The sequence below is a fragment of the Bacillus sp. OV166 genome, assembly GCF_900177675.1.
Taxonomy (GTDB): Bacteria; Bacillota; Bacilli; order Bacillales; family Cytobacillaceae; genus Neobacillus.
Genome location: NZ_FXWM01000001.1, coordinates 438,427 through 454,690, shown reverse-complemented (window position 1 = coordinate 454,690; position 16,264 = coordinate 438,427). Strand labels below are relative to the sequence as shown.

At 41.6% G+C, this 16,264-nt stretch carries 6 protein-coding genes and 3 pseudogenes; 2 read left to right on the top strand and 7 right to left on the bottom strand.

Annotated elements, in window-relative coordinates:
• Positions 1-4 precede the first annotated feature (4 nt).
• Positions 5-1,297 carry a Glu/Leu/Phe/Val dehydrogenase gene (locus CCK98_RS02295; protein ID WP_088085109.1) on the bottom strand — a complete coding sequence of 431 codons (1,293 nt, stop codon included), beginning with the start codon at positions 1,295-1,297 and terminating at the stop codon, positions 5-7.
• Positions 1,298-1,503: 206 nt separating this feature from the next.
• Positions 1,504-2,493, bottom strand: a complete 990-nt coding sequence (locus CCK98_RS02290; RefSeq protein WP_256942516.1) for a glutaminase — start codon at positions 2,491-2,493, stop codon at positions 1,504-1,506.
• 257 nt (positions 2,494-2,750) lie between these two features.
• On the opposite strand from CCK98_RS02290, the gene CCK98_RS02285 reads away from it, so the two are divergent.
• On the top strand, positions 2,751-4,070 hold the full coding sequence (locus tag CCK98_RS02285) for a sensor histidine kinase (RefSeq protein WP_142292110.1): 1,320 nt from the start codon (positions 2,751-2,753) through the stop codon (positions 4,068-4,070).
• 46 nt (positions 4,071-4,116) lie between these two features.
• Positions 4,117-4,218, top strand: a pseudogene (locus CCK98_RS34640) (transcriptional regulator); the annotation flags it as partial.
• Positions 4,219-4,383: 165 nt separating this feature from the next.
• Here the strand turns inward: CCK98_RS34640 and CCK98_RS02280 are convergent.
• From CCK98_RS02280 to CCK98_RS36010, 5 genes and pseudogenes are all read right to left on the bottom strand, one after another.
• On the bottom strand, positions 4,384-4,890 hold the full coding sequence (locus tag CCK98_RS02280; RefSeq protein WP_088085108.1) for an acyl-CoA thioesterase: 507 nt from the start codon (positions 4,888-4,890) through the stop codon (positions 4,384-4,386).
• A 302-nt stretch (positions 4,891-5,192) separates the two neighbouring features.
• Positions 5,193-5,332: pseudogene (locus CCK98_RS36920) on the bottom strand (2-oxo acid dehydrogenase subunit E2); the annotation flags it as partial.
• Positions 5,333-5,912: 580 nt separating this feature from the next.
• Positions 5,913-14,420, bottom strand: coding sequence for a GH36-type glycosyl hydrolase domain-containing protein (locus CCK98_RS02275; protein ID WP_088085107.1), 8,508 nt, complete (start codon positions 14,418-14,420; stop codon positions 5,913-5,915).
• 1,272 nt (positions 14,421-15,692) lie between these two features.
• Positions 15,693-15,821 carry a nitrilase-related carbon-nitrogen hydrolase gene (locus CCK98_RS36015; protein WP_256942228.1) on the bottom strand — a complete coding sequence of 43 codons (129 nt, stop codon included), beginning with the start codon at positions 15,819-15,821 and terminating at the stop codon, positions 15,693-15,695.
• Between the two features lie 110 nt (positions 15,822-15,931).
• Positions 15,932-16,249 (bottom strand): annotated as a pseudogene (locus tag CCK98_RS36010) (nitrilase-related carbon-nitrogen hydrolase); the annotation flags it as partial.
• Positions 16,250-16,264 lie beyond the last annotated feature (15 nt).

Sequence of the window (16,264 nt, the reverse complement as noted above, 5' to 3'; positions counted from 1 at the left end):
CATTTTAGATCCAGCCCCGGAAATGTGAGGCTTCAGCCAGTTTTCTTATTCCAACCATATACGCTGCTAAGCGCATATTAACTTGATGGACATGTGTTGTTTGATAAATATTTTCAAAAGAATCGACCATTACTTTTCGTAATTTTTCAGCCACCTCTTCCTCTGACCAATAAAAACCTTGATTGTTCTGAACCCATTCAAAGTAAGATACGGTGACACCACCTGCACTTGCCAATATATCCGGAACAAGGAGGATTCCTCTTTCATCCAAAATTTTGGTTGCTTCAAGGGTTGTTGGCCCGTTAGCTGCCTCCACTACGATGGAAGCTTTAATACGATTGGCGTTTTGTGCTGTAATTTGGTTGGAAATGGCAGCCGGCACCAGAATATCACATTCTTTTTCCAGTAATTCTTGATTCGTGATAACATTGTTAAATAAAGGTGTTACTGCACCAAAACTATCGCGTCGATCGAGCAGGTAATCAATATTAAGCCCTTGTGGATCATAAAGAGCACCATATGCATCCGAAATACCAATCACTTTTGCTCCAGCATCATGCATGAATTTGGCCAAAAAGCTTCCTGCATTCCCAAAACCTTGAATCACTATGCGGGCACCTTGCAATTCAATGTTTTTTTTCTTTACCGCTTCTTCAATACAGATGGTTACACCCCGGGCTGTTGCCGTTTCACGTCCATTTGACCCCCCTAAAACAAGGGGCTTGCCCGTAATGAATCCTGGAGAATCGAATTCACGAAGGCGGCTATACTCATCCATCATCCAAGCCATGATTTGAGAGTTCGTATATACATCGGGTGCCGGTATATCTTTTGTAGGCCCAACAATTTGGCTGATGGCACGAACATAACCACGACTCAATCTTTCCAGTTCTGCAAACGACATTATTCTCGGGTCACACTTAATGCCGCCTTTTCCACCTCCGAAAGGGAGGTTCGCAATGCCGCACTTTAAACTCATCCAAATAGACAAGGCTTTTACCTCTTCTTCGTTCACTTCTGGGTGAAAGCGTACGCCTCCTTTTGTCGGACCTACTGCATCATTATGTTGGGAACGAAAACCGGTAAACACTTTGACCGAACCATCATCCATTTTTACAGGTATGCGGACAGTGAGCATTCGGATAGGTTCTTTGAATAATTCAAATTCATTATTTGAATAACCTAATTTATCCAACGCCTCTTTTATGACCGTTTGTGTAGAAAGAAATAAATCTAGAGATTCCTTTTCTTTTTTCTGTTCTTCGGCTAAGTTTTCTACAGTATTTGTTAATGCCATTAATATCACCCCATAATTTCAAGAATAAAAGTTTTATTGCAACGTTTTCTTAGTTTCGTATGGATTTTTCAAATGTCCAATGAAATCTTCCTTGGACAATCGTATTCCACCAAACTTTTCACCCATTCCTACCATCGTTAACGTAAAAGTTCCCATCCTTCGATGACAACATCTATTGATACTCTTTCTTTTCTTATAAGATGTTTTTAGAAAATACACAGATCCCATTCTTGCGATAGATGTTTCAATAGCTTAACACCCGTCAGGCTATTGCCATACTGATCAATAGCTGGTCCATAAATACCAATTCCACATCCATCTTGAAAAGGCCGTTCTCTTTTCATACTTGGGGGAACTGTTGCTAAAATACCTCCCGATACCCCGCTTTTGGCTGGCACTCCGACAAAGGCGGCAAATTTGCCTGAAGCATTGTACATTCCACAGGTAAGCATTAAGGCTTTGGAAAGTCTGGCCACTTCAACAGGCAGTATTTGTTGTTTTTGTATTGGGTGATATCCATCATGAGCAAGAATCATTCCAATCAGGGCTATATCTTCCGTATTTACTTCTAAGGAACACACCTTCAGATAAACTTCTAAAGCTTCTTCCACCTCTGATTCTAAAAAACCCGTCTCTTTTAAATAATAGGCTATTGCTCTATTTCGATTGGCAGTCTGCCATTCTGACTGAAAAACCTCCGCATTGATGTTCGGACGTTTCCCTATCATTTTTTCGATAAATTTGTAAAGAAACTCCAATTTACTTTTTGACGATTCTCCCGGAAGCAGTGATGCGATGGTAATTGCTCCTGCATTGATCATGGGATTAAACGGCTTACCTGGTTTATGCATTTCAAGGCGGATAATGGAGTTAAAGGCATCTCCAGTAGGTTCCACATCGACCCGATCTAACACATAAGGAATTCCGCGACTTACACATGCCGCTATAAAGCTGATCACTTTTGAGATACTCTGCAATGTGAAAGGGACTTGCCAATCACCCGACTTGACGACTAGTCCATTTGATCCTACGATACAAATACCTAACTGTGACGGGTTTGCCTTTCCCAAAGCAGGAATGTAGCTTGCACATCGTCCTTCTGTACCATAGGAACGATAATGAGCCACCCATTCATCCAACCAATCCTGCCTTTGGTTCCCAATTTGATCTCTTTCCTTTTTTTTAACCTTGTGAATCAACTCTTCCAACCCTCTCTTTCTAAATTCTTTTTTAGGGAAAACATTTCACACTCAAAAGAAAACGCTTTCTATTTTCTGATAGAATGATATTGTTGATTTTATAATTAGAACTACAAAAGATAACAAAAACCTACAGATAATTTTTTATCTTTCGTTTAATTTTTTATTCAAACAAAATTGGAGTATCTAATAATAATGTTTGCATTGTATTGTGGCCAATCTATCTGTATACTAATTTTCAGAAAAATGAGGAAGTGATCTGCTTGAACATCAGTCCTTTAGTAAAAAAAGAACTATTCATTCTCGTTTTGATGATGATAACAGTCCCTTTGGCGGGTGAATTAAATTTCTATCCGATTAATGAAACGTTCCGGGTCAGTTTTGGTGTACCAATATTTTTATTCTTTTTGTTATTGTTCCGAAAAATTCCCGCTATTTTGTCTGGTTTATTGACAGCTATACAAGTTGTGGTCTTTCGTATTTTACTTGAATTCATCAACCAAGGTAATATGAATTTGACTTCCTCTTTTGAAGCTAATTTTCCTAGTTTTTTCTTTTATTTTGCCTATGCTTGTTTCTTTTATTTGGCAAAAGTAAACCGATTTTATCACCGTCCTATTTTAATTGGATTGATTGGCATCACCATCGAAATATTGTCGGATTTGACAGAGATAATGATGCAATATTTCGTATTGGGAACAACGATTAAATTGGCAGCACTTAGCGAAATTCTGATTATGGCGATTTCACATAGCTTTCTGGTTGTCAGCTTTTTCACGATCATGAAGTTGTATGAGTCACAGGCAAGGGAAAAACAAATAAGAAAACAAAATGAGCATATGCTCATGCTCATTTCCAATTTATACGAGGAATCAATTCATTTAAAAAAAACATTGCTAGATGCTGAAAACATCACAAAAAAATCATATGATCTATACAAATGCTTAAATGTTTTGCAAAACGAAGGGACGACTGCCCATACAGTCGAGGACCTCGGCAGGCAGGCATTGACAATAGCCGGAGAAGTCCATGAAATAAAAAAGGATAACCAACGTATTTATGCGGGACTTTCAAAACTTATTTCTGATGAAAGTTTTACAGATTATATGAACCTGGTTGAACTTGTTTCCATTATCAAACGAACAAATGAAAAATATGCCAGTATCCTTGGAAAAAATATTCAAGTTGAATATTCCATTACAGGAGCTCATCCTCCTTACCATGTTTTTACCCTTTTATCGATTATCAATAATATTGTCACTAACGCCGTAGAAGCCATCGATAATACGGGCAAGATTACCATTAGTATTGAAAGGGAAAACCATTTGGTTAAATTCCAGATCAAAGATAATGGCCCTGGTGTTATCCAGAAAAATAAAAATTTAATTTTCAAGCCCGGGTTTACCACTAAATATGATTATTCCGGAAATCCATCAACGGGAATGGGATTATCCTTTGTAAAAGAGATAGTTGAACAACTTGAAGGTGATATTACAGTGCAGAATAGATTAGAAGGAATAGGGTCCATTTTCACTATCCGCTTATCGACCAATCATTTAATGGAGAAAGGGTGATTTGTTCCTTTTTCATATAATAGATGATGATGAAGCCGTTCGTTCGATGCTGGCTCAAATCATCGAAGATGAGGGCTTAGGGGAAGTGGCCGGGGAGGCAGCAGATGGATCCTTATTGGATAGAAAGAGGTTAGACATTGATATACTTGAGAGAGTCATTGCATAGTCTCAATGACGGAAAAACTTCACTGAACCGTTGTTTAGTGGAGTTTTTCTGTTATAAGAAGAGAAAAATATACTATTCGTTAACAAAATAACAGGGCTTACATGTTTTGACCTGATACGCCATAAATTAATATAAGCTCTGTTGACCTTAAGGATAATTTGTTGTTAAAAAAGCAGCTAATTTTTTGCTCTTTTGTTTTCTTTCTTTCCGCATTATTGCTCGCTCTGGTGCGGTCTCATGCAATTTTTTCTCTTCTTCTGTTTCCGGAATAACCTGTGGAACATGTGTTGGACGTTTATGTTGATCAAGTGCGACAAATGTTAATAGAGCTGTTGCTGCAATTGTACGTTTACCACTTTTTAAATCTTCAGCAATAATTTTCACAAAAATCTCCATAGACGATGTCCCTGTCCATGTCACATATGATTCAAAACAGACCGAATCTGTTGTACGAACAGGATATAAGAAGTCAACTGAATCGGTTGAAGCAGTTACACATTCCCTGCGACTATGGCGAGCCGCAGAAATAGAAGCTACCTGGTCCACATCACTCATTAATTTTCCTCCAAATAATGTATGGTGATTGTTTACGTCATTTGGAAATACACGACTTGTTCGTATAACTCGTGATTCTTTACAATATTTTGCTTCCATAATATTCTCCCCTATTTGAACTACTGGCACCATCTTCTACGAAATAGCTTTAATTGAGCCACACTATAAAGCTCTTAGTCTTCTAATAATTAAGTTTCTGGATCTTACAAATAACTGGTTGACAGTGCCAAGAAACTAACGACTTCTTTTTCCATCCCAATCCAGTGATCGTAGGAAAGGGCAATATACATCTTTGATTTTAATCATACCGAGAATCCCCCCTTGCAGGCTTTTTAAGATCCGCGTTGATATTAAGGAACTAAAGACTCCACCGTTTGTGACAAAAATTTTCTGATTCGCATCACAACTGGTACTAGTAATCCTTCCGGTGCCGCCATGGCAATTCTGATATCATAAAACTTCTTCACCTCCAGTTCATCCCCTTAAATTCGGCATTCAAATGCAGAAATTGCTTTAACACTGCTACCACAGCTTTTGTAAAACCACATTACAGCGAAGGACATTTTCACGCGTTCTACCGTCTTATCGAATAAGCTTTTACAAAAAAATGTTTTATCGAACCGTTTGCATTAACCCGAACTTTCCATTTTATAGCCAAGATTTGGACCATGAAAGTATCGACAAAAGTTTTTGTTGGGTTTTCTGTATTTCCATGCACAATATCCCCCATGATTCTGTTTCTCATTAGAGAAGTATTTATATGACTAAGAATAATGCAATAATTGAAATAAATAAAATGATATAAAATTATAATCACATATAAAAAACTTTTATATGTAAAATTTCAATGGTACATTGAGCTATGATTTGTAGTCAGATGTGCTCAAAAATATTTCCATGAAATCAAAAGCTTTTTTAAGCATAAAAAAGACCCCCAACCAAATTGGTTGAGAGTATGAAACGTAAAATTAACGTTTTGAGAAGAGCTGTACGACGAGTGCCTTTAAGACCATATTTTTTACGTTCTTTTATCCAAAAGAATTCGGAGTTATGGCAGCCTAAAGGGTGTTTTATATGTGTCTCATATCGCTAGGTAAGTTCAGTTCACGCCTTTTTATTTACTAAATTCTCAATCCCACATGATGGTCGAGCCCGTCATCCCGTAGTTCCACAAATGGTCCTGTAGACTTTTCCTCTTCAGAAATCGGAATTTGCACCCCGTCAACTGTCAACCCACATTCATTACCACCAGAACCATTTTTAACATTAATGTGGTAACGAGTATTACCAAATCGGTACGTAATCGAAAATCCTGGCCATTCACTTGGAATACGAGGATTAAGATAAAGACGAGTTTCTCGTCGCCGAATCCCAAGTATCCACTCAATTCCGGCCTGATAAAACCAACCTGATGCACCCGTATACCATGTCCATCCTGAATGTCCCTGATTCGGTTCTGCCGTATACACATCGGCGGCAATTGCGTATGGTTCACCCGTATACCTTCTTACTTCATGGTCGGTTCGAGTATGCGTCATCGGATTAAGCATCGTAAACATCTCCATTGCTTTATCACCATTACCAAGCTGACACCAAGCGATGATGCCCCAAATAACTCCATGAGTATACTGGGCACCGTTCTCCCTGATTCCAGGCGGATAACCTTGTATATATCCAGGGCTTGGTTCGGTCTGATCGAAAGCTGGAGTCAACAGCCGGACAACAGCAAGATCCCGCTCTACCAGCTCCCTGTCGAACGAGTTCATTGCCTGAACAGCACGATCCATTGGTGCTGCCCCTGAGATTACGGACCATGATTGAGCAATCGCGTCGATCCGGCACTCCTCATTTTGAATTGAGCCGAGCCATTGTCCTGCATCGGTAAAAGCACGTCGGTACCACTGACCATCCCAGCCCTGCTCGTTGAGAGAGTCTGTTAACTGCTGGCGCATTTTCTGGAATGCTTCCACCCGTTCGGAATCGCCACGCAATCCGCAAAGCTCGGCAAACCGGTTCAACACGTCACAAATAAACCAGCCGAGCCACACGCTTTCGCCTCGTCCTTTCACCCCAACCTGATTCATGCCATCATTCCAATCCCCCACTCCGATTAATGGCAAACCATGCTCGCCAATCCGGCTCAAAGCCCGATCGATCGCTCTCAGGCAATGCTCATAAACCGTGCCCGTTTCTGAAGAGCGTACGGTCGGCTCATAGCGTTCGTGTTCACCCTCAGCAAGCGGTTCACTAATTAGAAACGGTGCGACTTCGTCCAAAACCGTTCGATCACCCGAATGCTCGATGTACCGTGAAACCACATACGGCATCCATAATAAATCATCAGAAAACGTCGTGCGGATACCACGTTCAGTTTCTTCATGCCACCAATGCTGCACATCCCCTTCTATATATTGGTGGGACGCGTGGAGCACAATTTGTTCTCTTGTTTTTTCCGGCATCGTATGCAGGAGTGCGAGCGAATCCTGCAATTGATCGCGAAAGCCAAATGCTCCTCCAGCTTGATAAAAAGCAGTTCTTGCCCATATTCGACATGCAAGCGATTGATATAATAACCACCCGTTCAACAAAAAATCTGTTTCCTTCGACGGGGTTGACACTTGTATTTGGCCTAAATGATGGTCCCAAAAAGCAATAACCTCATCCATCGCTTGCTCACAAGCTGAAGATTGGCTGTATTTCCTGGCTAATTGTAAGACTCTCTCTTTAGAGTCGTCACAGCCTAACAAAATATAGACAACCTGTTCTTCACCTGGCTTTAGCGTAAGCTTAGTCTGAATCGCACCACAAGATTCGTAATGCGTGCCTGTCCGACACGATAAACCAACGCGTCCCATTGCCGCTGGATGTTCCATGCTTCCATTTCGTCCAATAAATTCGTTGCGGTCCGCCGTCCAAGTAAGATCATATGAATGGTCAGAAGCAGAAACAGATCCTCGAACTTGGTCAGGAGCAGTAATAGAATCCTGTTCCTTTGCTGCATCAGAACCTGGAATTTCCCCCGGTGCTCCACTTGAATCTTGCCAAGCTGCTATACCGGAATCTTTCACTTCACCGGAACCTGTAACAGCACCCCGCTGCGGATAAATCCCTAAAAATACGGTTGCATCCCGGAAGGTTTCTTGATACGTGTTTTTTGCTATCATGACCCGCTCAGACTCAACCCAATCGGTCACAATAAACGGTGCATTCGCTTGTCGCTGTACCCCTAAAACCCATTCGGCATAATAGGTCAAAGAAATGTGCCTTTGTTCCGAAGTCTTGTTTTGCAGCTTCAACCTGATGATTTTCACAGGATCTTCTAATGGTACGTATACCAGCATTTCGTGTTTAATGCCGTTTCTTTCGTGATCAAACTTTGTAAATCCTTTGCCATGCGTTATTTTATATGGCTCGTTTGAATGGACTGCTGATGGTGCGGCGGACCACACCTTACCACTTTCTTCATCTCTTAAATAAGCTGTTTCCGTCGGTGGATCAAGGACGGGATCATTGGACCATGGCGTTAGCTTGCATTCACGGCTGTTCCGCCACCACGTATAACCCGATCCCATCTCGGAAATGAGAGAGCCAAAACGAGGATTGGCCAGGACATTAATCCACGGCGCTGGCAAATGATTTCCATTTTTGATCATGATCCGGTACTCTTTTCCATCGGGGGAAAACCCGCCCCAACCGTTAAAAAATAACCATTCTTTCGTTTCCTCTTGTATTGTTTGCCCAGAAAAAACAATCTTATTTTTAGCAGAAGTCACCGGAATCAGTTGTTCCGGCATCCCATTCTCCGTTTCATCCTTAAGCAGCCCATTTGGCGTTCCAATCTTATGCATCCCATTTTCCATTTCACCCTTAGGCAATCGCATTTGTGTCGCTAAACTAGCTCCGCCAGCGCGGAGCTCGACACGAGCTACTGCCATCAACAATGCTTTGTCCTCCGCAGACAATTGATTTGAGGCAATAACATATACACCGGACAAACCTACACCAAAACGATCAACTCCATGTTCTGCCACCTGCTGAAGTGCTTCTTGCAAGTGTTGATAATAGCCTTCCTCCGACTCGTTAAGGAGAACAAGGTCGAATAAAAGACCAAGTCGCCTTATGTATTCATGACCTGTTAACATTTTAACAACGAACGGCATTTGGCTGCGGTCTTCAATTCGTAAGAGGACGATCGGTCGATCCCCAGATACCCCAAAACTCCAAAGTCCAGACTGACCTTTTGTATTAATTAAAATACTTTTCCCTCGGTCCTTCTTGAACGGAGAAGTATATAAAATGTAACCTGCCAGCCTTTGAAAATCAGTTGCCTCTTGATTCGTTAAATGCAGATTACGAATCTCAATCTGTCCTCGGTTCCATGATAATTGAAACGCACGTTCCACTGCTTGATCAGGAGCAAACTTACGCACAATTTCGATCGCATCTTCCTTTGTCTCACTAACCGAAGTAACAGCAACTAATTGAATTTGCTTACCAGGTTCAATGCAGATGCGCCTTCTCATCACAAAGGCCGGATCGGCCACCGAACCAACCTTACCACGAAGGCGAGTCCGGATTCCTTGGGGATCGGATAGTCGATAGCCCCGGCCAATAAAGCTAGAACGGTCTGTTTCAAATTCAACCGATCCAAGAGTATCACCGTCAACCAAGAGTGAATGCGCTGACCAAAGTGTCTGGTCCTTCGCTTCACGCGGTCTTCGACCAGCAACAAGGCAGCCTGATTCAGCATCGAAAGCAGTCCGAATAAAAAGCTTGCTAAATGCAGTATGGGCAACATCTGCTATTGGGTTGGACAAAGCTAACTCAACAAAAGTAGTAACCTCCAAAACTTTTGCTTCTTCACCGCTATTTGTCAAAGTTATTCTACGCAGCTCCGCATTCATCTCTGATGAAACGACAATCTCCATACTTGTCTTAACGTCTCCATCCACCCGCATAAATGTTGCACGATCTAACCCAAATTGTACGCGTTGTTCAGAAGATTCCACTCGGCATGGTTGGTACGACGGTGACCATAGTTTATCTTCGGAGATATCCCTAATATAAACATAGTTCCCCCATGGATCCATTACCGGGTCTTCGCGCCATCTAGAGACCAATAAACCTTTATACTGGCTAAAACCACTGCCGGTATTCGTTACGACTGTTGTGAACGAACCATTTGAAAGAACGCTGACCTCAGGAACCCTTGTGTCAGGTGAAATATATTCTCTTATTTTTGCAGCATCCTGAGCGCTTTTTGAATTTTGCTTGTGCACTCGACCCAAAGCTGGATGCTTAATATACTTAGGCGTTTTCGGAATTCGTTCTTGTAAGAGCAATTCTGCTGACCGAATTTGTTTATTACGATGGAATCTCTCCACCATTGTTTTTGGCAGTAATAGGTTCGCCAGGGTTAGTAAGCTCATACCTTGATGATGGGCCATAAAACTTTGAATCACCTTATGCTGCTTATCATTAGGCAGCCGTTCTTGCGTAAAATCCATTGCTTCATAAAAGCCATATTTTCCTCGACCATTTAACTGCTCTATTTTTTTCAAAGCATCCAAAGCCTGATCCTTTGCAAATGGGAGAGCCATGATCGTAGCGTAAGGTGCGATAACCAAGTCTTGTTCAAGTCCCCGTTTAAATCCGAGACCCGGAACACCGAAGGCCCGATACTGGTAATTCATTTGATAATCAAACGCATAATAGCCTGACTCAGAGATCCCGAATGGCACTCCTCGCTGGTGTGCGTATTGAATTTGGCGATCAACAACCGCCGCATACGTATTTTCCCACAATGTTTTTCGATACGTCCTCATTAACAGCCATGGCATTAAATATTCAAACATCGTACCAGACCAGGACAAGAGGACGGGTCGTTTCCCAACTCTGGTCATCGTTCTTCCAAGTACATGCCAGTGGGATACCGACACTTGACCAAGCGCAATCGCGACAAAGCTTGCAATTCTTGCCTCAGACGCCATTAAATCATAAAGCACCTCATCCCGTGTATTACGATCAGCATGGTATCCTAAGGAAAATAACTTGGCTCTGTGATCAAATAAAGGCTGGAAATTAGTTTCTTCAATCAATTCTTCTAAACGTTTAAGCAACATTTGACCCCTATCCCGCCAATTAACACTTACCTTCTTACCATTTCGTCTTCTCGAGAAATCCGGTGTGATTTCTTCGGAAAAAGCAATTTTCATCGTTTCATCGTTATGAAAGTGGTAAGTTGGATTTTCCTTTTTATCAAAGGCTTCTAGCCACTCGGCTAAGCCTTCTTTTACTGTAATTAGACAGCCAACTAAATTTCCTGAATCAACTGTTGATACATACCTTGGCGATAACGGGTTCAGTGTCTCAGTGTCATACCAATTGTAAAAATGCCCTTCCCACTTTTCCATCCGCTCAAGCGTCTCCAATGTCCTCTCCAACCGCAAAATTAATCCAGGGGTATCAATAAACGAAAAATCCCTCGCTGCTAAAGCACAGGTAAGATACATCCCGATGTTGGTAGGAGAGGTGCGATGCGCCACCCCGTTCGGCGGTTCCATTTGCACATTGTCAGGAGGTAGCCAGTTCTCTTTTTCGGTAACATAATCTTCATAAAAAGACCATATTTGCTGAGCCAGGTTCGTCAGTTCTTCCATCTCATCTTCCGAAAAAGTAATACGATCCTGTGGAGACGGCTGATCGAGCCAGCTAATCACGAATGGAGCACACATCCACATCACACTCAATGTAAGCCCAATGATTTGCACCACGATATTTTCATTAAATAATGTTGCCGCCAAAAACAAAATACAAAGAACATAACCTCCCGCCATGCCTTGTAACAAGGGAGCATCCTTCTGATTGCTCTTGCGATTCTCTTCATCTGATGATACCCATTCGAGCAATCGTTTTTTTGAAAATAATAAACGGTACAACGTTCTACCAATTGCATCAAGCAAAAGGACAATTTGAAACGGCAGGATAACAATCCCCAACAAGACTTGAACCGTCGTGTTCAAAATACTACGCAGATTCATTAAACCGGTCTGAACGGTGACAATCTGGCGAAGAACCGGCAAGAACCATGTTGCAGCCACAAAAGCTATCCAGCGTAAAGGTGAACCCGGAAGGATCGTGACTGCTAAAAGAAGGGTGACAAATAGTGTCGTAGACAATAGACTCCGCCGCATATTATCAATGATCTGCCACCGAGTCAGCACAGACAAATCGACTGGCATCAGTTCACCTCTTCGGTTATACAATCTTGGCAGTAACCATAGTAATAGCTGCCAATCTCCTCTTACCCAGCGATGCTGCCGCTTTTGAAAGACAATAAACTTCGACGGATAATGGTCAATTAATTCGATATCTGAAAGTAGGCCTGCGCGCAGGAAACCGCCTTCAAGTAAATCATGACTCAACACCCGGTTGTCCGGAATCCGTTCACATAGCACTTGATAAAACGTATCGACTTCAAATATTCCTTTTCCAGTGAAAATCCCCTGACCGAGCGCATCTTGATACGGATCAGAAACAGCAAACGCATATGGATCAAACCCTGGATTTGTTGACCAAAGACTGGAAAAACGCGAACTCATTGAGGCCTGATGACTCATACTGAGTCTTGGTTGAAGCACACCGTAGCCCTCTATCACTCTCGTCTTCGTATCATTTAGAACCGGCTGATTATATGGTAGATGCAGCGTACCGATCATTCGCTGTGCACTTTCAAGTGGAAGCTGCGTATCAGAATCGAGAGTAATGATATAACGAACATCCTGAAGTAAACTCAAATCTGCCTCGAAAAAAGCGAAGCTGGTATCCTCTCTCCCTTTTAGAAACTCCACAAATTCGACTAGCTTTCCTCGCTTTCTCTCCCATCCCATCCATACACCCTCAGACGGGATCCATTTCCGCTTTCGCTGAAAGAGATGAAAGTTTGTGTTGGAGTAGGTATTTCGCAATTGTTCAATTTCTCGTTTGGCTGCTGTTAAAATGACTTCATCCTGTTCGAGAGACTCTGTCTCCGCATCCTTGAAGTCGCCCAATAACCCAAAGTGGAGATTGGAATCCCGGTTCGCCAAATAATGCAATTCAAGCCGTTCTGCCAACTCCTTCACTTCTGCTATTGATGACCAGATGACTGGAATCACAACCATCGTTTTCGCATCAGCTGAAATTCCTTTTGAAAAATCAAATCGCAATAACGGGACTGGACCTTTGACACGTTCAATGAACCAATGAGCTGAAGTAACCGCCCACTCTGTCACCGGGAACAAGAGGATTCCTAGGATAGCAAGCCATTGAATTGGTGAAAAAAGTTCATCCCAACCTATCCAGATTGAAAAGCCAAGCAAGAAAACAACGAAGCATACTGCTAACATATTAAAATACGTTCCAGTTGCACGGCGCATTAACCCTGTTTCAGGGAGAGTTCGTGGTTTACCGCACATCTTTAACGCTTGTCTCAATTGCATAATGCCATTGGGATCTAATAAGTAATATGCAACAAATAATGGACGATTTCTCTCCGTGCTATTTCTCTCGTGAAGCTCCTTTCCGTATTTTTCTGCTAATTCTTCACTATTTTCCCCTTTTTGTGATACCTCAACAGATGGTTCCTCTCCATATTTATCCGCGAGCTCCACTGCCTGTGCTGCCACAAGGTTTTCAGGCAGATTTAAACGTCTCGCTAGCTGCTCGACCCTCTTTCGGAGAGTGTCACGACTAGAGAAATCCAATTGCGAATAAAAGCCTGTCCTCTCTTTCCGCAGCGATTGTTCAACCATGCTAATTTGCTCAAAGGTTTCATTCCAATCCCAGCGAGAAAGCTTACGCATACTTGTGATTAGGTTACCTGTTGTCACTTGAAAGGCTGCTTGGAGCTGAAATTCATATGACAATATGTGATCAAGGCTCTCTGGTCCATTCTCCAATTTGCAAATGAGCCATTCTCCTACTGTTGCTGTATAATCAGCACGTTCGCGCAGATGTTTTACCAAATGGACAATCATCAGTCCAGAAAGAGGCATTTCTTGCCCAGCTTCCTCTAATACTTGCTTCAGTTTTTCTGGAGTGATCTCCGATGCCTTGATACCGGAAAGTAACTTCTCAACCAACGAACAAACATCGCGTCTTTCCTTGACTGTATCCATGATTTCGGCCAGACGACGAATCAAAGCCACCCTCATAATAAGCGGCATCGCCCAAACTTCAGCCATTTTCAATAGGGAAACTTCTTGATATGACTGGAGATAGGAAATAAATGAATCCATTTCCAAATGCCCGTCGTTAAATTGAAGGTAGTCTGTACAAATAGAAAATACTCTGGAATCCCCCGTTTTTTTTAGGTGGGGTAAAGAGTTAACAAACCCTTTCGTTAAACCTTGGTTTACTACAAGGACCTGTTCTTCCAAAAATTCCGCATTATCTAGTAACCATTCTTCAGCCGGCTGTGAACAGGAAGAACGATTATCTCTTAAGTCGTTAACAAAGCCGCGCAATTTCTCTAAGTCTGATTCATTAGACTGTAAAAAGCGGGCAGATGGCTTTCGGCTTATGAAAGGATCGTGTCTTAACGCTGCTTTATGCGCTTCTTCTCTTAACTGCTCTTTATTATAAATCACTTATATATCCCCCAAAATAGCATTTTCCATCAAAGTCTTACTGATAAAATTTGCCCACTCCGGCTGGAAAATATGCAAAATAGTTCCAAAGAGAGATGAAACTGGTGGAATCGACTAACCTCCAAATGCTCGACACGGAGTAGCCTAGTTAGCCTTATTACAGTTGAATATGATGTCCGAGAGACCGGCCAGAGGAGGCTGAAGTATTTCGTTTTGAACCAGCTTCAACTGAATTACCAAAACGCTTTAAATGATTTAAAGAAAAGAGGATAGATATATCCAAAACACAATTGATGGAGTTCACCGTACTGGAAAAATGTTTTTTAGAAAAACTGTAGAATTGGAAGTTTTAAAGAAAGATCCGACAGAATTCACTCATGTTCACAAACTGCAGAAGACAATCGAAGAATTAGAAGGGAGAAAAGATTTACCTAATTATTTAGAAAAACGGGAACTCAAGCACTTTCTCCAAGTTGCAAAAAAACCACTCCCTAATTTTTATAGGAAGTGGTTTTTGCTATTGATATAAATTATTTACATGACTGCTTCACAGTTTGGTCGGTAAATGCACTTAACCATTTCTCAAAAGAGAGTGGTTAAATTACATCATGCCGCCCATAAGTCCACCACTTTGTAATATGTTTAACATGAGTTTACAAAAGTTATTTAACCCGCGCCATACAAACGTTTTCTTAAACTTGGTAATGTAACATCTTTAACGATAATTAATGGGGTAACACAGGGTTATGTTACCCTTTTGTTACCCTCTTTTTCAAGCTATGGTGGTTTGATTTATAGACTTTTACTTTATACCAGTCCTATTTTGTTACTTGTTAAAACTTAAACCAGCTTCATGGCTACAGTATCTAATCTTTTAGGACCATATTTCTTACGTTCTTTAATTTATTTATAGAGGATACCTAGCCCTTTCATTAAAGGGTTTACCGGTTTGGAAGAAGTCATTAAGGAATAAGGAAATCTGCACCTTTGTTCTTACAACACCAACTTAATTTATTAAAATCCCTTAGCCGGGGACTTTCCAAAACTTCGAATTGATTTTAGACCTACAAAAGAAATCCAGATTAATAATTTTCATTATCAATGAAGGACATTCAGTCTACCCATTATATCCGAGCCATTTGTCATATAGGTCCGTTCTTCTGTCATCAAGAATACTGTTGAAAGGAGTCCAATGCTTTTCCCTGGATAACGAGAGGTCGATCGTTTCTATCAGGAGAACTTCCCCTTCTTTAGCTGCACTACGAATTTCCCTCAACCATTCGGCCCGACAATCGCAGAGTTTCCAAGAAACGTCACCCCACGTTCCGTCCCGACACGGTTGTATGCTGCAATAAACAATCCGTTTGCCTGGGCAGCGCACATTGTATGGTAAAGGGCCATTCACCTTCCACTGTCATCAAACAGGGGACCAGGCGTGTATATTCCCAGTTGTTAAGAGTGAGAATCAAATCTGCCCCCTGCATTCCCAAGATCCTGAATGTCTCAGGGAACCAAGTGTCCCAGCAAATCAACATTCCGATTTTTCGTATTTCCGCCTCAAACACAGGATAATCCAGGTTACCCTTTTCGAAATATTGATTTTCCCTGTTCCAAAGGTGCGTTTTGCGGTATTTCCCCACTTCACCTTTTGGTCCATACAGAATGCTTGAGTCATAAAGCCTTTCTACATCCCTTTCACCATAGGAACCTGCTATGTATACGTCGTGTTTTTTTGCAAGACTTTCCCATAGTTCAAGAGCGTCCTTTGCATGATTCGCATGTTCGTATACTTCCTTCAGACTTTCGAATACATAACCCGTTGCATTCAATTCCGGAAACAGAAT